This window comes from Archangium lipolyticum (assembly GCF_024623785.1).
GTDB classification, from domain to species: domain Bacteria; phylum Myxococcota; class Myxococcia; order Myxococcales; family Myxococcaceae; genus Archangium; species Archangium lipolyticum.
On record NZ_JANKBZ010000010.1, the window covers coordinates 130,734 to 147,036 of the forward strand.

The following is a 16,303-nucleotide window of genomic DNA, read 5'->3' on the forward strand; positions in this document are numbered from 1 at the left end:
ACATGTCACTTGTATCACTTCTGCAGAACATCTCTCTTCTCCAAGCCCTCGGGTTCATCGTAGGGCTCACGCTGCTTGCGGTAGGGCTCGTGTTGTGGCGGTGGAAAAATCTGTTGCAAGCCATCCGTGCATTGGATGGAAGCCTGACGGACCTTCTTTCCGGCAGGATAAAAGAGCCTGACTCCGGAGTAGAAGGACGGGCCTTATGGCGCGCCGTCCGCGAACAGCTTGTCTTCCCCCCTGGACTCCAGCGGATCCCAGGGCCTGTGCTCATTCGGGCTTCTCCCTCACAAGAGCTGCGTGAGAGTTGTCGCGCCTTGTTCCGCCACTCTTCTGGCCATGGGCTTGGCAAAAACCTGACGGGAATTGCGCTGGTCATCACGTTCAGTCTTCTGGGCAGTGTACTCGTCGGGCCCGTTCAGGGTGCACTGGCCGGCAATGGGGCTGGTTCTGGCTCTCAGGCGGACTTGCTCTCTCAAGCCATTGGTCAGATGGGTGCCAAGTTCTTCGTTTCCGCCGCAGGCCTCATTGGCTCGTTCATCTTCCAATGGATTGCTTCCACACTTGAGGGAAGGCTGTTGGCCCGGCTGGACGCGATGCGTGCAGGATTCGAGTCCAATACCCAGACGCTCGAAGCGCATGAAATCGAGCTGGCGTCCGCGCGCAAGGACGTCCTGGGAACGCTGAAGGGCGAACTTTCCCAGACTCGCAGGGAGCTGTCCGAACGGCTCGAACACCTGGAGAGCGTGAACGTCTCCATCCAGGACATCGGCACCGAAGTACGGACCCACTTCGGGACAATGATGAAGGAGCATGTCGGCGATGTCATCACTCGACAGCTCACCGCCGTGGAGAAGGCTGTTCGAGAAATCGCCACGGAATTGCAGCGCTCCATCGCGTCAGGCTTTGCCACGACGCTGCAAGAGGAGATGTCGAGGGTTCGCGAGCACTTGGAGACAATCCAGAAGGCGCTCTCCGAACGGCAGGAGCATGACCTTGGCCGCATCATCGAGCAGCTCCGGGATACGGTGTCTGGAGGCTTCCAATCTCAGTCCCAAGATATGGCACGCCAGATGGCCGAACTCGTGGGTGTGCTTCCTAGACTTGAGCGCCAGTTCGATGCCATGTCGCAGACGATGGGCAGCAATGCGCGTCAGTGGGGACTCGAAAACCAGCGGGCCATCGACGCGCTGGGCGAGAAGGTCACCGCTCTTGTGGGGAGCTTCGATAAGGTTCGTGACGGTTTGGAGACCGCTGTAGCGCGGGTGCTCAAGGCTTCAACCGAGTCTTCCCATCGGCTTGGTTTGGAGAACCAGCAGGTACTCGGTCAGCTGGAGAGTACCGTCTCTTCCGTGATGGGCGGCTTCAAAGATGTTCTCGCGGGAATGAACGAGAGTACCCAGCGACTCATGAATGCCGCGTCTCGTTCTGCCCAGAACCTCCAGGAGCACACGGTGCGCCAAGCGGGAACCCTGAACGAGCAGGTGGAGGCACTACGCGCTGCCGCAGCGGCGGACATGAGCAACGTTCAGGCAAGGTCTGCGGAGTTCGCAGAGATCATGGGGACGACCCAGGACGGACTGCGCAAGCTGACCGAGCAGTTGCGCGACACCGCAGCTCGGCTTGTCTCCGCGACACGTGAAGTCGTGGGCACTCAAGATGGTGCGAAGGGGGTCTCGGTCAGGATGGAGCAGGTAGCGGAGCGCCTGATTGCGACGGCAAACTCGTTCCAGCAGCTTTCGGAGGAACGCTTGAGCGTGGTCAGGCAGGAGGAGCATCTGCTCAGTGCCCAGCGTCAGGCCCTCGACCAGGTCAGCCCCGTCCTCAATGGGTTGACCCGCACCTACGAGGAATCAATAAATCGCCAAGCACAGGTGTTGAGCAGCCAGTGGGCAACAGTCATAGAGCGGCTCGACTCGGTGGTGGATCGGACATCGGGTGAATTTGTCCAAGGAGTAGAGGAGCTTACCGATGCGGTGAAAGAGCTCAAGCAGACCCTACAGCCACGGGTGAGGCATACGTGAGTTCGTCAGGAGAGGGGAGCGACCGGTCTCTTGCGGATCTCATGGCCGGTGTCGCGGTGGTGTTCCTGCTGTTAGCGGTCATCTTCATTCTTGAGGCGCGTAAGCAGCGGGAAGCCGCCATCCTGGAGAAGGAAGCGGCCATTGGAAAGGTGGATTCACAGAAGGAAGGTGTCCAGGCCTCACTCCTGGCCTTACGAGAAGACCTGATCTCGCTGGATGCCACGCTCGATGGAGGATTCATCGCGCTTAGCGGGTTGGATGGTGGAGTGAATGCGTTGGAAATCGAGTTCAAGAACCTGCAATTCGGACTTGGCCAGTGCCGCACGCCCCTTGCCTACGTGGAGCAGTTCGAGCGAGGCGCCATTCCTCTCATCCACCGGGTCTGCGAGGCCGTAGACGGCATGAGGGACGCTGGTGCGGAGCCCAGCATCATTCTGGAAGGGCACACGGACGACCGCCCATTCCTCGGTACGAGTGGAGAATGTGGTGTCCGCAACGGGGTTGCACAGGTCAGCTTCGAGAACAACGTCCGCGCCAGCGCTGCCCGTGCGCAGGAGGTGTTCTTCACGATACGCAGTCAGCTCAGGGATGCAGGCTACGAATTGGACTGTCTGGATGCGAACTTCGTCGTTTCGGGGCGGGGCCAGACGGCACCGCGTTCCGGAACGACTGGCAGTGACCCATCCAATCGCCGGCTCGTCATCCGGGTCCGCGGCGACTTGCGTTTGTAGGAGGCGTCATGGGCCTGGATTCGTGGCTCAAGGAGACTTCTGACCGGCAGCGACTCTTTCTGGCTGGGCTCGACACATTCCATGAGCAGGTCGTAACCGGGATGCGACAACTCTCCGCACGCGTGGAATCCGCTCATCAGAGGGCCGACGACCGGGAGCCGGATCGCATTTTCCGAGCGCGCCAGACGCTCGACGTCCAAGCCGTTCTCGGCAAGCTGGACGCACGCAATCTCGCCAGCCTGTCGCGTCGTGAGTTGAGGGCGATGCCTGGTCTGTGGCGCGAGGTGGGGTTGGAGCGTATGGAATGGTTCCTCACGCAGAATCCCGAGAGTTGGCCTCGGTTGGTACGCCAGCGACTTCGTGACTGGAGCCTGTACGAGGATGGCTCGCAACAGGTTGCATGGGCGCGGCTCGCGGGCAGGTGTCCGACGGACTCTCGCTCATTACGGGGGAACTTGCCCCTATCAATCGAGGGGGTGCTCGGTCGAGAGGGTCCAGGGCTTCTCGCTACGCATTGGAAGGACCGGCCTTTGCTTGAGGTAATTGAGACGCTGCGAGGCGCGGGGGTGAAGCCAAACACCGCCTATGCAGGCCACGTCGTGGCGGAGTACCTCCTCCGAAGAGTTCAGGCGCGTTGGGATGTCTCCGAGAGCTTGGCGTTTCTCCTGGACGACTCACGCGGACGGGCATGGTTGCCGCACGTGGCCACGGAAGGGACTGTGTCCTCCGTTCCATTGGTGGCCCGCGTGGCCGTGGTGGCGGCGGCGCTGGACTGCCGGGCGCGTGGGCAGATCAGCGCGGGAGTCCGCGGGCGTCTTGAGGAGCGCCTCGTGTCTAGGGATAGTGTTTTTGGCGATCCCCGTCTCAAGACCTTGACCGAGGCATGGACCCAGGTCCGACAGCGCGCCAAAGAGGCTTTCGATGACTTCTTGGCCGCTCTCATTCAGCAGGATCTTGAGTTCTTCTTTGAGCGTGCGATGAGGGAGCAGGATCGACGTAGATTCTGGCTGCGCTATCTTGGTTCCATCCGGAGGACGACGTGCTGGCTTGACTCGATGACGTACGACGAGTTGTTCCGAAAGGTCGCGACACTTCCGCCAGAGCAGCAGGCCGCTTTCAGGAGAGCCAGGAGGCTTTCAAAGGGGCGGGTGAGTGCATTCTGTCTGTGGTTCGAGAGCTACGTGGTGGTCGAGTTTTCTGATACTGGCAACGCGGCTTTCATTTATCGGCATGCGAATCTCGAGCAGAAGCTTCGGGGCGAGGAGGCCGAGAGCGCCAGCGATCTCAATGACGGCCTCAGCGGGGGATTCGCCTCGCGACGGCTGATTCACGGTGGACAATGGCAGACTCGGTTCCAGCTGGCACTGCTGGAACTCGGCATCGAATGGGACCGTCCTGCTCAGAAAAGGACTCGCTGAGGTTCCTGTTTCGGCGCGACCCGATGCTGTCCTACCAGACCTCAAGATGCAGGGGGTGTACCGGACCATGTGGAACAGTGATCCTACCCTGAGTTTTGTGGACGCACGGTGGTGCACCACCGGGTGTTGTGCGTCCAGGACGGAAGAGGGGTTCTTCCCGAGCAAGGATCCCTTGAGGTGTGCGGGGCTGGTCGTCGGGGGCGCAGGTGCCGCCCACGCGGCTCAGCGAGCCTCCACCTCCTGGAAGACGACCCCATCCAGCTCCAGGCGGTGCACCGCGTCCACCAGTCGCTCGTTGGCGACGATGATTCCCGAGACCTCGCCCAGGCGGAAGATGTCCACGTGCTCTGGAATCCGTGTGGCGTCGAGCCAGTAGGGGTCCGGGAGCATGAAACCCTTGTCGACATTGCACACGGGACACCGGGGCTGCTCGGGCGGCAGGCAGCCTGGGTGGAGCTGCCCGTGGGACTCGAGCTGGATGTCCCGCAGCTCGGGTGCCTGTTTGGTGCGGAAGCGCACCTGGGTGGGGCAGCCACGGAGGCCGCGGATGCCCGCATCCTGCAATCGCTCCAAGGCCTCGCGGCGCATGCAGAGGGACATGGCGTTTTGCATGAAGAGCTGGCCGAAGTAGCCCAGGCCTGTTCCCTGGAGTGGGCCGAACACCGCTCCTGGTTGCAGCACGGCGCCAGGAGGTGCCAGTGGACGCACGAGCTCGCGCCGCCGGATGAATTCCTCGTGTGGGACGGGCCAGGCACTGGACAACTTCTTCAGCTCTTCGGGTGGCAGCCCCGAAAGGTCCACGCACGGGTATTGAGCAAATGTATGCATCTCTGGCTGCAGATGACAGGCCGGGCAGGGCTCCACACCGGGCAGCTTCCACGCGTGCGAGGCGTTCAGGTTGCCCGTATTACGCGGCGATGGGTCTCTGGTGAGCGCGTAGAACTTCATACGTTCGTGTCTGCTTCCTGGCTGTCAAGGAGCGAGAAGCTGGGGTCCAGGCGGAGACACTGGAGCGGAGTAGGGCCTGACGGGACCGGCAATGTCGAAGCGCAAGGCCAGCTCAAAAGCCTTGCGAAGCAGCTCCTCCGGCGGCACCCGGCGGTACCGATTGGCCTCGTAGAACTGCCGCCATGCCGCGTTCCATGATCCGCCATTCGCGCCGCTGTGGATGCGCAGATGCACGTGCTCGGGGAGGACCATGGTCCACTGGTGGATGTTGATGCCACATTGATTGAACCAATCCCTGAACTCCCGCGCTTGGGGAAAGAGGTGATGCTTGAGCAGCTTGCCTTCGAGCCGGGGAAAGGCGGGTAGGAATCCCTGGCGATAGCGGAAGTGGAAGGTCAGCCGGGGTCGGGCGTCCTCCCGAAGCCCCGCGCGTCTCCAATTGCGCTGAGTCCCAGGGGGGCGGAAGGGAAGGCGATAGAACTGCGCCAGCTCCGCGTCATGCGCCAGGGGCACGTGCGCGAGTGCCTCAGGGTCCACGTCCGCACAATCGAAGAAGGCGCATTCGCCTTCGTCACAGGCGAGTACGACGCACTGGTCGGCGTCCGCGTCGTCGCAGGCAGTGGTGTCGTCAGGCTTCGTCCTCTCCCCTGCGTGCGAGACAGGTGCGGAGGTGGCGCACGCGGCCAGTAGAAGCGTGGCAAGTAATAAAGCCCGGTGTGGGAGGGCTCGAGTCATGTCCGGCTTCTCCGTGGAGCGGGTGGCCTGAGCCTGATGGTGGCCGGGCCCTCGCCGCGTGTCAGCGGAAGGGCAGGGAGAGGTAATGGGCGCCCAGCTCCGTCACTGTTCCCGGAGCGCCCAGAAGGCTGGCGAAGCACGGATCGTTCGTCCACCGCCCCGTGAACCAGGCGTAGCGGAACACATCCTCACGGCTCTCGCAGACCGCCACCATCTCCGTCATCTGGGCCTTCTGCTTGGCGACCGAGTCGATCTGCGCGCCATCCTTCTGGCTGTGGCAGTTGGCGAATTCCGTGACCCAGAACTGCTTGCCGTACTTCTTGAGCCGGTCCAGCTGGCCCGCGAGCCCGTAGTCGTACCAGTGGAACGCGAGGTAATCGATGCGCGGGTCACGGTTCCCGTTGGCCGCGCGGTAGGCCGCGTAGAACGCATCGAGCCAGACGACCGGATCCGAGTAGCCCGGATAGGTTCCCCAGTTCATCCCGGGGCCGACCAGCTTGACCCCCGTATTCGCGGCGACGCTCTCGTACCTGGGCCACAGCCGCGCCGCGTCCTGGGGCGACATGTTGGCCTGGTCCGTGAGGTTGGGCTCGTTGAGGAGCAGCAGGTACTTGATGTCGGGATGGGCCTTGAGGAACGCCTCGATGCTCTCGGCGTTGAAGTTTCCGTTCCACAGCATGGGGATGAAGTCCATGCCGTAACGGGACTGATGATCCGAGGGCACATTCCGGTGGGGCTGCGGGCTCCAGTTGTACCACCAGCTCACCCCTGGAGAGAGGGCGGCGAGGTCCTCCGGAGTCGCGAGGTCGAAGGCGATTCCCCGCTTGGCGCTCTTGGTGGGAAGGGTGGGCGTCTGGGTGCCCGCGTCCTCGGGCGATGAGTCGCCCGTGTTCGGCGTGCTCGAACCACAACCCAGCAGCATCAGGATCGCGATGAATGACGGCGCGACTCGGCGTCTCATGTGTCTTTGCCTCCGACTGAGAGGCGTTCTATCAGGCGGGGCGCTTGGGAGTGTCCTGAAAGGCGGCGGCGAGGAACCGCTCCACGGCCCAGGTGGTGATCTGTCCTCCCGGTCCCGCGGGGTTGGCATCACAGCCGTGGGTGGCCCAGGGGAGCTCGAGCTGCAGGTGGGGGACGTTGGCCTGATTCAGGCGCCTGGCCAGACGCCGGCTCTGTTCCGCGAGGACCAGCTCGTCCCGGGTCCCATGAACCAACAGGGTGGCAGGCGAATTGGGGAGCACGAAGTCGATGGGCGACGCGGCATCGAAGCGCTCCTGGACTTGTGCAGGCGTTCCGCCGAGGTACTCGCTCAGGGTCTTGGGGCTGTCCATCACCCGGGGGTTGGTGGGGTTGGCCCAACCCCAGTTGAGATCCGTGGGCGCATACAGGGCGACGACCGCGCGGATCGCCGGATCTCGAGCCGTGTAGGCGGCGAGCAGTGCCAGCTGGCCACCAGCGGAGCGCCCGAGGATGGCGATGCGGGAAGCATCCAGCTCCAGCTGGGAGGCGTTCTCTCGCAGCCAGTCCAGCGCGGCGAGCACGTCATCGCGCTGGGCCGGGAAGGTGTGACGGGGCGCGAGCCGGTAGTTGATCGCCGCGACCGCGTGGCCTCGGGCGGCGAGATAGCTGTTCAGCCAGTCGAGCTGGGTGCTGTCCCCGCTGTTCCAGGAGCCCCCGTGGATGACCACGACGAGCGGCAGGGGCCGGGGCGCCTCGGCGCTGCGGTACAAGTCCAGTTGCAGGGCATGGCCGTCGACCTCCCGGTAGGTGTGCCGGGTGGGGGTCACCCTGGGGGTGGAGACCGAGAGCAGATCACCCAGGACCAGGGGCGCGGTCCGCGCGGGAGCACCGGGGAGCGCACGGGGCTGGACGGGTCCGAAGGTCTTCGCGAAGTGCGCCTCCAGCTCTTTCACGTACCGGAGGGCCCGGAGCAGGGAGGAGAGCAGGAGAAGCACGGCGAGCGTGGCCAGGACCCACGTGAGCCGAGCGCCGAAACCCGTTCCACCGGGCAGCAGCAACAAGAGGAGCGGAAGGCCGGCCAGCACGTGGCCCCACTCGGTCGCGGCCACGGCGGGCTTCCAGAGGGAGCCCAGGGGAGCCTTGAAGAAGCCCAGCAGACCCAGCCCGAAGAGCAGGCCGGCGAGAATCAGACGAAGGGTGTCGAGTGGTTCCACTGAAGGAACACTACTCCAGACCGCGACGGAGCTGGCACCCGCCTCGATGAAGCCGGGTCAGCGCCTGCTACTCGGTGGCCCCCTGGTCCCCGACGCGCTCGGAGTCCTCGAAGACGTCGAGCTCGGGCGCTGACTGGGAGGTGTCGCCCGCCGCGTTGACAGCGCCAGGCGGCTGCGCTGGTGTGTCGCCATGCTCCTGCCCCTGGCGGCCACCCTCCTCGCGCTCGCATCCGCTGCGGCGCCCTGGCCTTACGGCGACTCGGCGAAGGTCCCCGAGCACACGCTGAGGGTCCGCGTCCTCGTTGGGGACAAGCCGGCGCCGCTCGAGACCGAGGTGCGCTTGTACGCACCCAGCATGCTCTGTGGTACCAGCCAGCGCAGCTCGGCGCCGCTGCGCCACCCCGACGCCGAGGGCTGGGTCACCTTCGAGAAGGTCGGCGAGGTGAGGGACGTCCAGGCCGAGCACCCGGCGCTCGGCTCCGCCTCCGTCTGGCCGGAGTCCACCGACGAGACCGCGACCATTGTCTTTCCCACCGGCCTGTCGATCAGCGGAAAGGTCGTCGACGAGAAGGGGAGGGGAGTCGCCGAGGCCCGGGTGTACGCGGTTCCCAAGGTCGAGGTCGAGGGGGGCTACCGGGCCCTGGTGGAGACGAGGTCCGGGCACACCGCCTACGCCGAGCGCTCCCGGCTGTCACAGCCCGACGGCACCTTCGAGTTCTGGGGCCTGCGCGAGGGGGCCTGGGCCATTGTCGCGGACGGCTTCGATGGCGTTCCCTCGCCGGCGGTCGAGGTCCAGGCCGGTGCGCGGGAAGTGAGTGTTCCCCTCTTCACCCGGTTCCGCTTCGGCGGACGGGTGGTGGACGCGGACGGGCGGCCGGTTCCCAAGGCCCGGATCGTCGTGGCGTTGTCTCCCCGCGTGAAGGTGTCGCCTCGTCCGGAGGGCGGTTGGGAAAGGTCGAAGGAGGCCTACGCCCGGCTCTTCGAGCCCATCCCCGACGGTTTCAACCTCGAGGGCTACGGGAAGGGCTTCGACGCCGACGCGCAGGGTGCCTTCGATGGCTTCGTCCCAGTCGCCGGCCCGATCGTCGTGGAGGCGCTCGCGCAGTGCATGGCCAGCCAGAAGGCCGAGGTCTCGGCGGGCGGCCCCGCCATTGAGCTGCGCCTCCCGCCCACCGCGCGGTTGACGGGCCGCGCGCTCGGTCCCGACGGAAAGCCCGTCACGAAGCTCGAGCTCAGGTTCGAGGCGCGGCGGAACGCGAAGATCCATTGCCCCGAGAAGTCCAACCTCGAGCTGACCACTGTCGACGGCCGGTTTTCGGTCGACGGGTTGCCGGGGTTCGACACGATGATCGCCCAGGTGCCCGGCTTGCCCTCCGTGCGCAGGAAGATCGCGCTCAAGCCGGGCCGCGAGCTGGATCTCGGTGAGCTGCGGTTCACCTCGGTGGAGCCGCGTGTGCGCCCGCGCAAGAAAGAGGCCCCCTGAGCGGCTCGGGTCGTATCTTGACGTCCATGCGGACGTCCCTCATCCCCCTGTTGACGCTCCCCGACTTCCCGCTCTCGGAGCACGAGCCTCTGGCCCAGGGCTTCCTCGCGCTCGGGTTGCGGAGTTGAGTGGATCTGGCGTGTGCGCGAGGCGTGCATCGCCGCGCTGGGCCCTCGCGCCCTCCCTTCGGGCACACGGAACCAGACATAGACGCGGACGTGGGCGTCGCTGCTGCGCTGGGCGATGATGCCCCGGCAGTTCCCGACGCCGGCCGGAGGAGATGACCTGGAAGCGGGAGGGACCCTGCTCGAGGTCGAGTCTGTCCCTGACGCCTACCACACGTTCTGGAAGAAGAATGACCCGCCCAGCAAGGCCGGGTTGCCCAGGGCCTGCTCGGCATGCAGGAAGTCCTCGGCCGTGCCGAGCAGCAGCTTCGGCGCCTCTCCCAGTGACGGCACGAGCGCCACCACCATCGTGACGGGTACGCCGTCTGCTCGCAGCTCGAACGAGAGGAGGCGCCCGCTCCGGCTGGGGCCCCGCATGCCGAGCCGTAGGTTTCGCAGGAACACTTGCGTCTGTACCCATTCCCGGGAGAGGGATGCGAAGTCCGGCGTGTCCGGCTCGCCGCCCAGGAGCACCGCGCGCATCCGCTGCGTGGCGGGCTCGTCCCTGGTGGACAGGAGCAACTCGCACAGGAGCTTCAGGGCCGGCCGGGCGAGCGACTCGGGAGTGCGTGGCATGAGGAACGCCTGGCCCATCAGCCCCACCTCGTCGACCAGCGGAGTCACCTCTCGGAGTGACACCTGGCTCACCTTCGGTCCCCTGGCCTGTTCCTGGTTCAGCACGTGCATCCGCGCGGTCGTGTAGGACTCGCCCGTCTTCTCCTGACGTGCGCGGACGCGCTTCTTCAAGTTCTTCTTGAGGGTCATCGCCCACCTCTCGCGGCGCGAGAAGCCCCATGCGCTCGTCGCCCGCTCGAGAAGCGAGTGCGATGTGGACCCACGGCCCGAGGAGAGGACTCCCCTTTGCCCTCCCGGCGCGCCAGGCATGGGCTGGCGAACGAGGGTTGCGCGTGGACCGACGCGCTCATCGTCAAAGCTATGGGTCCGGTTTCCAGGGCGCCAACGGATACGCGTGAGACATCACCCGGGTCGGGAAGGTCGTCGGTGGAGCGACCCATGTGGCAAAGGCTTGCTCGCTGGGCCAAGGCCTGCGCCGGTACGTGGAGCGGGACACGCGCCAGGTTCCTGAAGCAAGGCCCTGCCAACGACAGGCAGGGGCTGGAACGGCTGTGCCGCTACGGGGCGCGCGGCGCGGCGCTGCTTACTCCCACGTCTCGCAGTCCTTCACCATTTGGCAAGGCGCTGGTACCGCGCTGGTTCGCCGAGGAGGAGGGCGGCCTCGTCGAGGCGGAGCAGGAGCGCCTCGGGCCTGTGGGTTACGTCACCACGGCCTTGGGCGAGGACTTACAGACCAACCGAGCAGACACGAAATGATTGAACAAAATTCCGACGCACGTAATTACTCTGCATTGTGAGCACCTGAAGACAGGGATGTTTCTGACCTCCCATGAAGGTTTGTCTGAGTAATACATCCAGAACGATGTTGCTGGGTTGGATGCTGCCAACCTGACATTTGCGTGGCACCTTGCATGCCGAGGAGGGCTCCAGATGGAGCAGCCCGAGTCGGAAATCAAAGTCTCTGCTGAGCAAGCTAGTCAGGCAACGACTCCGGTAACTGGCCACCAGCCAGCGCCACCTTCCGCCCCTGTGCAGGTTCCCACTGAGCCCTCCGCCAAGGAGGTTGCGGCAGGGGTCATCAAGGAAGAGTTGCTTCTCATCGGACTGCTGGTCCTGTTGGTTGGACTTGTATCGACGCGCGCCTATTACGGAACGTTCGGCGTCCGGTACCAGTCTCTAGATCTGCCTCCCACCCACTTCATCATCCGTGGACTCACGACCGTCGTGGAGCAGCCCTTGCTGCTTCTTCCGTACGTGGCTTCACTTGGAATCGTCGCCTTTTTTGGCGTCGGCTCCTCCAAGAAAAGCACTCTGCGGAAGCTGCTCGCCTATATCAGCATCCTGGTAATCATCGCTGCCTCTGGATGGCTTGCGTTCTGGACAGGATACCTCTCTGCGCGCCGCGATATGTACGACAAGACGAGCATGCTTCCCCGCATCGTGGCTCTCGATGGTCTGAATGTGTCAGTAGCTCAGGAACTTCGAATTGCCAACGAGCAAACCCGTCTCTTGTTCTCAGGGGACGACTTCATGGTCGTCTTCACCCCGCACTCCGATGCAGAGAATGCAACCCCCGGACGGGAGGATGACTTCCGTCCCATCCTCTTCTGGGTGAGCAATGACACCATCAAGATTCTCCAGACGACGTATCCTTAGCGCCTGTTTGTTCTGGCTCGGCACTCTGGCACCAGTTGGTGCGGCGTGGGCCGACTCCGTTCGAACCTCGACCGGAGTACAGAAGGGCAGAGTCGTCTCTATCGACAAGACCGGTGTCGCCATTGCTCTTTCCTGTGACGAAACCAGGACTACGGTGCTCAACGACTGGGAGTCAGTGATGTTCGACTCCAAATGCAAGAACTACATTACAAGGAACGAGGCGGCATTTGGCGGCTCTGGTAATGCTGGCGTGGAGCCATTACACGATACGGGGGAGGTCGCCATGGGGGGGACCGGGTCCAAGGATCCTGCCAATCCGAATGAGGTGGAGCATCAGCGGCGCCAGGCCTGCTCCTTCGTCGTCTCACACAAGCAGGGCGAGCCCATCTGGGCGCGAAGCGTTGAGCTATCGGCGGACCGGTCCACGGTCTACATAACCCCCCTCCAGGGTGCAGCGCAGGCCCTTGGCCGTGAGAAGGTCATCCTCGTTCGGCTCGACTGCTGAATTGAGCCTGCGCCTACATTGCTCGTCGCGAAGGCCCGCCGGAGAAACCTTTCCTGGGTTGCTGACGGGTAGCATTGTCCCAAAAGGCTTGTGACAGCAGGGCGCACGGAGCGAAGCCGGTTCCCTCGCCCATGGTGCGTACGACCTTTCCGAAGAGCACGCTCGTAACGGCTCGCCGCCCCCTCTGGACGGGACGAGGATGCGCGCGCCCAGCTCGGGCTGGGTGGCGGGCCGCGCTGGCTCAGCCACCGCTGACAACTCCCAGCCGCTCAGTCCGCCTATACTTCCGCCGATGACGGTGGATCTGCGAATTGCCTCGTACAACATCCTGGCGGACGCCTACGTCAAGCCCGAGTGGTTCCCGCACACGCCCGCGGACCTCCTTCGGCCGCGGAGGCGCCAGGAGGCGCTGGCCGGCCGGATCGTGGGGTTGGATGCGGACATCGTCTGCCTGCAGGAGGTGGAGCCCGCCAGCTTCGCCGCGCTCAAGAGGGCGCTGGAGCCGCGCGGGTACGCGGGCGTGCTGGCTTTGAAGCAGCAGGGCCGGCCCGATGGCTGCGCGGTGTTCCACCGCCTGGGGCATTGCCTGGGCCACCGGGCCCATTACTTCAAGGACCGGCTGGAGGACGGGCGCATCTCCGGGCACCTGGCGCTGGTCGTGGACTTCGACGTCGGAGGGGACCGGCTGCGCATGGCGTGCACGCACCTGCGCTGGGATCGGCCGGACAGGCCCGTGGAGCAGCACCAGGGGATGCAGGAGGCGGCCGAGCTGCTCGAGGAGCTGGTCCGGAGGGAGCCGGAGGCCCTGTGGGTCGTGTGCGGCGACTTCAACGCGCAGCCCGGGGAGCCGCTGGTCCGAGCGTTCGCGGAGGCCGGGCTGCTCGATGCCTACGAGGGGCGGCACCAGCCGACCTGCAACGCGAACGGCAGGCCCAAGGCGATCGACTTCCTCTTCCACTCGCGCGCGCTGCGAGCGCAGCCGGTCCGGTTGCCGGAGCTGGACGACCGGACGCCGATGCCGTCGGAGACCGAGCCCTCCGATCACCTGCCGATCGCCGCGCGGCTGCTGCGCGCCTGAAAAGACGAAGGGCCTGGAGGGCTTCTGCCTGCATGCCAGGTGGGGGCTATCGCGTCTCGCTCAACCAGCGGCGCACCTCGTCGAGGTACTCGCGCGGCAAGGCGTGCCCACTGTCGAAGGCCTTGCGCGCCTTGTGCTTGGAAGGCGCGGCCTCGAACAGCGCCTGGCTGTTCTCCGCCGTGGAGAACGGGTCGCGCGTCGCGGTCAGCAGCAGCCAGGACTGATGAATCCCGCCCATCCGGTTCACTGGCGCGGCGTCGCCCAGCACGGGGTCGACGTGCGGTGGCACCATCGTCACCAGATGCGTGACTCGTGGCTCGCGTGAGGCCAGCAGGAGCCCCACCTGGGCGCCCATGCTGTAACCCGCGACGAGCACCCGCGGTGGCCTGCCCTTGGCCAGCACCCGCGCGAGGAGCGCCCGCGCATCGCGCACGGTGTCCACGATCATCGCCTGATAGGGCGCGGTGTCCCCGCTGTGCGCCCGCTTCGCGAGGTTGCCGGGCCGCGCGTCGGGAGTCGCCCGTGCCCCGTGCCGCCTCGCGTCCATGAGGTAGACCCGGTAGCCGGAGCGCAACAGGTGCTCCGTCAGCGCCCCGCCATACGTGGGAGCGGTATCGGACAGCCAGTCCTCCTTGTTTCGGGTGAGGCCGTGCAGGAGGACGGCCACGGGCGGATTCGCGGCGTCCCCTTCCGGTTCCAGCACCAGGACGGGAATTCGTTCCCCATCCTCTGCCTGGACCTCCATCGGCACGGGGGGGCGGGCGGCATGGGCCACGGAAGTGGACAGGAGCCAGAGACCCAGCAACAGGAAGCGCGTCATCGCGGTACTCCTCCTCGAGAGAGGGCACCCACACTGCCAGCGCACAGGTCAAACCCGTGTCAATCACGCGTTGACACTCGTTTGACACGGCCGCTGGTACCATCCTCCGCTCCCTCCATGCGCGTGCTCATCGTCGAGGACAATCGTGACCTCCAGGCCAACATCGCCCGGTTCCTGGAGCCGGACTTCCTCCTGGACTTCGCGGCCACCGGCCCCCAGGGGCTCGCGCTCGCACTGGCCAACGCCTACGACGTCATCGTGCTCGACCTGATGCTGCCCGGCATGAGCGGCATCGAGGTGTGCGAGCGTTACCGGCAGCTCGCACCACGGCTCGTTCCCATCCTCATGCTGACGGCCCGGGACACGCTCGAGGACAAGCAAGAGGGCTTCCAGGCGGGCGCGGATGACTACCTCGTCAAGCCGTTCTCGCTCCGGGAGCTGCGCTGGCGCCTGGACGCGCTGGCACGCCGGCCCATTCCCCCGAGCGGGCGGCGACTGACCTTGGGAGGACTCGCACTGGAGCCCGAGAGCGGACAGCTGCGCTGGGGCGAGCGCACCGTCCGGCTCCATCGCACCGAGGCCCTCATCCTGCGGCTCCTGATGGAGGCCGCGCCCGCCGCCGTCTCCACGGAGACGCTGGCGGAGCGGCTCTGGGGTGAGGACGTGCCGGACTCGAGCGCGCTACGCACCCACGTCTACGCCCTGCGGAAGGCGCTCGCCGGGCTGGGAATCGACCATGCCATCACCACGCGGCGAAACGAGGGGTACAGCCTGGATGCGCGCAGGTGCCAGACCGGTCCGTGAGCTCCTGCTCCGCTCCATGTGGCTCTCCGCGGCGTTCGCGCTGCTGCTCATGGGCGCGTTCTTCACGCTCTTCAGCTATGACCTCGAGGACGTCATCTTCAACCGGCTCGTCGCCGCCGAGGCGGACCGGCCCGAGCCGGGGCCTATGCCGGGAATCACCACGTATTCCGGCCATGCCTCGCTGCCTCCCTGGCTGAGAGAGCGGCTGGCGGAGGATGCGTCCCAGGGCGAATACGAGGTTCCCACCAAGGGCCACGGACACTTCCACGTCGCGGTGCGCCCTGGCGAGGCGAACGGGAACCCCCGGTATGTCGCGTTCGACGTGTCCGCACTGACGAGCACTACGTCCCAGCTCCGGCGGACGGCCGGCCTGCTCCTCACCAGCGCGCTGCTGGCGCTGCTGGCCGCCGCGCTGCTCGGCCACGTCGTGGCCCGCCGCCTCGGTCGGCCGCTGGAGCAACTCGTGGAACGGCTGCGGGAAGAGGACGGAGCGCTCCCCGAGGACGATGGCGGAGTGGCCGAGGTGCGCGCGCTGCTCGACGCGCTGCGAACGCGGGACGAGCGTATCCAGGAGTTGCTGGAGCGCGAGCGGCGGTTCAACCGCGACGCGAGCCACGAGCTGCGCACGCCCCTGGCCGTGGCCCAGGGGGCGGTGGAGATTCTGGAGCTCGACCCACCACGAGACGCGGAGACGTTCCGCCGCCTTCGCCAGGCCGTGAACCAGATGGGCCTGCTGACGGAGGGCATCCTCTGGTTGGCGCGGGAGCGCCGCTCCGAGGAGCGCTGCGAGCTGCTCCGAGTCTCACGTGAGCTGGTCGCGCTGTACGAGCACCTGCGCCAGAGCGACGGCGTCGAGCTCTCCATCGAGTCCGAGGGGGAAGTCCTGGCCCCCCTCCCAGCGCCCGTGGCCCGGGTGATGCTGGGAAACCTCCTCAAGAACGCCCTCGCCTACACGAGCGAGGGGCGCATCGTCATCGGCATCGAGCCCACGGCGTGGACCCTCTCCGACACCGGCGTCGGCTTCGGCTCGGTCGAGCCGGGGCAGGAGGGCTTTGGCATTGGACTCTCCCTGGTGGAGCGGCTCGCCCGACGGTTCTCGTGGGGAATCGCCATCGACACATTGGAGCCCCATGGCACGCGGGTGCGGCTGACCTGGGAACGGTAGAGGCCGGAGCGCTCGCGCGGGA

The 16,303-nt window shown here is 65.7% G+C and carries 15 protein-coding genes; 9 read left to right on the plus strand and 6 right to left on the minus strand.

Features of this window, described 5'->3' with window-relative positions:
• Window positions 1-2 precede the first annotated feature (2 nt).
• Genes NR810_RS22415 through NR810_RS22425 form a run of 3 tightly spaced genes read left to right on the plus strand, consistent with a single transcriptional unit; the run spans window position 3 to window position 4,173 of the window.
• On the plus strand, window positions 3-2,024 hold the full coding sequence (locus NR810_RS22415; protein ID WP_257455288.1) for a coiled-coil domain-containing protein: 2,022 nt from the start codon (window positions 3-5) through the stop codon (window positions 2,022-2,024).
• A gap of 41 nt (window positions 2,025-2,065) precedes the next feature.
• Window positions 2,066-2,755 carry a hypothetical protein gene (locus NR810_RS22420; protein WP_257455289.1) on the plus strand — a complete coding sequence of 230 codons (690 nt, stop codon included), beginning with the start codon at window positions 2,066-2,068 and terminating at the stop codon, window positions 2,753-2,755.
• 8 nt (window positions 2,756-2,763) lie between these two features.
• Window positions 2,764-4,173: an EH signature domain-containing protein gene (locus NR810_RS22425; RefSeq protein WP_257455290.1), complete on the plus strand. Its 1,410-nt coding sequence runs from the start codon at window positions 2,764-2,766 to the stop codon at window positions 4,171-4,173.
• A gap of 222 nt (window positions 4,174-4,395) precedes the next feature.
• Here NR810_RS22425 and sitI6 read toward each other — a convergent pair whose 3' ends face one another.
• The 4 genes from sitI6 to NR810_RS22445 all read right to left on the minus strand — a co-directional run bounded on the left by sitI6 (window position 4,396) and on the right by NR810_RS22445 (window position 8,030).
• On the minus strand, window positions 4,396-5,121 hold the full coding sequence (gene sitI6, locus NR810_RS22430) for a SitI6 family double-CXXCG motif immunity protein (RefSeq protein ID WP_257455291.1): 726 nt from the start codon (window positions 5,119-5,121) through the stop codon (window positions 4,396-4,398).
• Window positions 5,122-5,145: 24 nt separating this feature from the next.
• Window positions 5,146-5,856 carry a SitA6 family polymorphic toxin lipoprotein gene (gene sitA6, locus NR810_RS22435; RefSeq protein WP_257455293.1) on the minus strand — a complete coding sequence of 237 codons (711 nt, stop codon included), beginning with the start codon at window positions 5,854-5,856 and terminating at the stop codon, window positions 5,146-5,148.
• Between the two features lie 61 nt (window positions 5,857-5,917).
• Window positions 5,918-6,817, minus strand: a complete 900-nt coding sequence (locus tag NR810_RS22440; protein WP_257455294.1) for a glycoside hydrolase family protein — start codon at window positions 6,815-6,817, stop codon at window positions 5,918-5,920.
• Between the two features lie 31 nt (window positions 6,818-6,848).
• Entirely contained in the window at window positions 6,849-8,030 is a 1,182-nt protein-coding gene (locus tag NR810_RS22445; protein ID WP_257455295.1) for an alpha/beta hydrolase, read from the minus strand.
• Between the two features lie 190 nt (window positions 8,031-8,220).
• Between NR810_RS22445 and NR810_RS22450 the strand changes: the two genes are divergently transcribed.
• On the plus strand, window positions 8,221-9,513 hold the full coding sequence (locus tag NR810_RS22450; RefSeq protein WP_257455296.1) for a carboxypeptidase-like regulatory domain-containing protein: 1,293 nt from the start codon (window positions 8,221-8,223) through the stop codon (window positions 9,511-9,513).
• 332 nt (window positions 9,514-9,845) lie between these two features.
• Here NR810_RS22450 and NR810_RS22455 read toward each other — a convergent pair whose 3' ends face one another.
• A complete protein-coding gene (locus tag NR810_RS22455; RefSeq protein WP_257455297.1) occupies window positions 9,846-10,442 on the minus strand; it encodes a hypothetical protein in 597 nt (198 codons plus the stop codon).
• A gap of 249 nt (window positions 10,443-10,691) precedes the next feature.
• On the opposite strand from NR810_RS22455, the gene NR810_RS22460 reads away from it, so the two are divergent.
• From NR810_RS22460 to NR810_RS22470, 3 genes are all read left to right on the plus strand, one after another.
• Complete coding sequence (locus NR810_RS22460) at window positions 10,692-11,009, plus strand: hypothetical protein (protein WP_257455299.1); 318 nt, start codon at window positions 10,692-10,694, stop codon at window positions 11,007-11,009.
• A gap of 174 nt (window positions 11,010-11,183) precedes the next feature.
• Window positions 11,184-11,909, plus strand: coding sequence for a hypothetical protein (locus NR810_RS22465; RefSeq protein ID WP_257455300.1), 726 nt, complete (start codon window positions 11,184-11,186; stop codon window positions 11,907-11,909).
• A gap of 704 nt (window positions 11,910-12,613) precedes the next feature.
• Window positions 12,614-13,492 (plus strand): endonuclease/exonuclease/phosphatase family protein, encoded by an 879-nt coding sequence (locus NR810_RS22470; RefSeq protein ID WP_257455301.1) that lies wholly within the window; start codon window positions 12,614-12,616, stop codon window positions 13,490-13,492.
• Window positions 13,493-13,538: 46 nt separating this feature from the next.
• On the opposite strand, the gene NR810_RS22475 is transcribed toward NR810_RS22470, so the two are convergent.
• Window positions 13,539-14,312, minus strand: coding sequence for an alpha/beta hydrolase (locus tag NR810_RS22475; protein ID WP_257455303.1), 774 nt, complete (start codon window positions 14,310-14,312; stop codon window positions 13,539-13,541).
• Window positions 14,313-14,429: 117 nt separating this feature from the next.
• Between NR810_RS22475 and NR810_RS22480 the strand changes: the two genes are divergently transcribed.
• Both NR810_RS22480 and NR810_RS22485 read left to right on the plus strand, forming a co-directional pair.
• Entirely contained in the window at window positions 14,430-15,116 is a 687-nt protein-coding gene (locus tag NR810_RS22480; protein ID WP_257455304.1) for a response regulator transcription factor, read from the plus strand.
• The gene (locus NR810_RS22485) at window positions 15,088-16,281 is read left to right on the plus strand and encodes a sensor histidine kinase (RefSeq protein WP_257455306.1); all 1,194 of its coding nucleotides are present in this window, start codon (window positions 15,088-15,090) and stop codon (window positions 16,279-16,281) included. Before NR810_RS22480 ends, NR810_RS22485 begins: the two co-directional genes overlap by 29 nt.
• The last annotated feature ends 22 nt before the right edge of the window (window positions 16,282-16,303 follow it).

Coding starts and splice junctions, on each gene's coding strand:
- NR810_RS22485 (WP_257455306.1), top strand. CDS start 15,088: ATGCGCGCAGGTGCCAGACCGGTCCGTGAGCTCCTGCTCCGCTCCATG.
- NR810_RS22465 (WP_257455300.1), top strand. CDS start 11,184: ATGGAGCAGCCCGAGTCGGAAATCAAAGTCTCTGCTGAGCAAGCTAGT.
- NR810_RS22450 (WP_257455296.1), top strand. CDS start 8,221: ATGCTCCTGCCCCTGGCGGCCACCCTCCTCGCGCTCGCATCCGCTGCG.
- NR810_RS22425 (WP_257455290.1), top strand. CDS start 2,764: ATGGGCCTGGATTCGTGGCTCAAGGAGACTTCTGACCGGCAGCGACTC.
- NR810_RS22460 (WP_257455299.1), top strand. CDS start 10,692: ATGTGGCAAAGGCTTGCTCGCTGGGCCAAGGCCTGCGCCGGTACGTGG.
- NR810_RS22420 (WP_257455289.1), top strand. CDS start 2,066: ATGGCCGGTGTCGCGGTGGTGTTCCTGCTGTTAGCGGTCATCTTCATT.
- NR810_RS22440 (WP_257455294.1), bottom strand. CDS start 6,817: ATGAGACGCCGAGTCGCGCCGTCATTCATCGCGATCCTGATGCTGCTG.
- NR810_RS22470 (WP_257455301.1), top strand. CDS start 12,614: ATGCGCGCGCCCAGCTCGGGCTGGGTGGCGGGCCGCGCTGGCTCAGCC.
- NR810_RS22475 (WP_257455303.1), bottom strand. CDS start 14,312: ATGACGCGCTTCCTGTTGCTGGGTCTCTGGCTCCTGTCCACTTCCGTG.
- NR810_RS22455 (WP_257455297.1), bottom strand. CDS start 10,442: ATGACCCTCAAGAAGAACTTGAAGAAGCGCGTCCGCGCACGTCAGGAG.
- sitI6 (WP_257455291.1), bottom strand. CDS start 5,121: ATGAAGTTCTACGCGCTCACCAGAGACCCATCGCCGCGTAATACGGGC.
- NR810_RS22480 (WP_257455304.1), top strand. CDS start 14,430: ATGCGCGTGCTCATCGTCGAGGACAATCGTGACCTCCAGGCCAACATC.
- NR810_RS22415 (WP_257455288.1), top strand. CDS start 3: ATGTCACTTGTATCACTTCTGCAGAACATCTCTCTTCTCCAAGCCCTC.
- sitA6 (WP_257455293.1), bottom strand. CDS start 5,856: ATGACTCGAGCCCTCCCACACCGGGCTTTATTACTTGCCACGCTTCTA.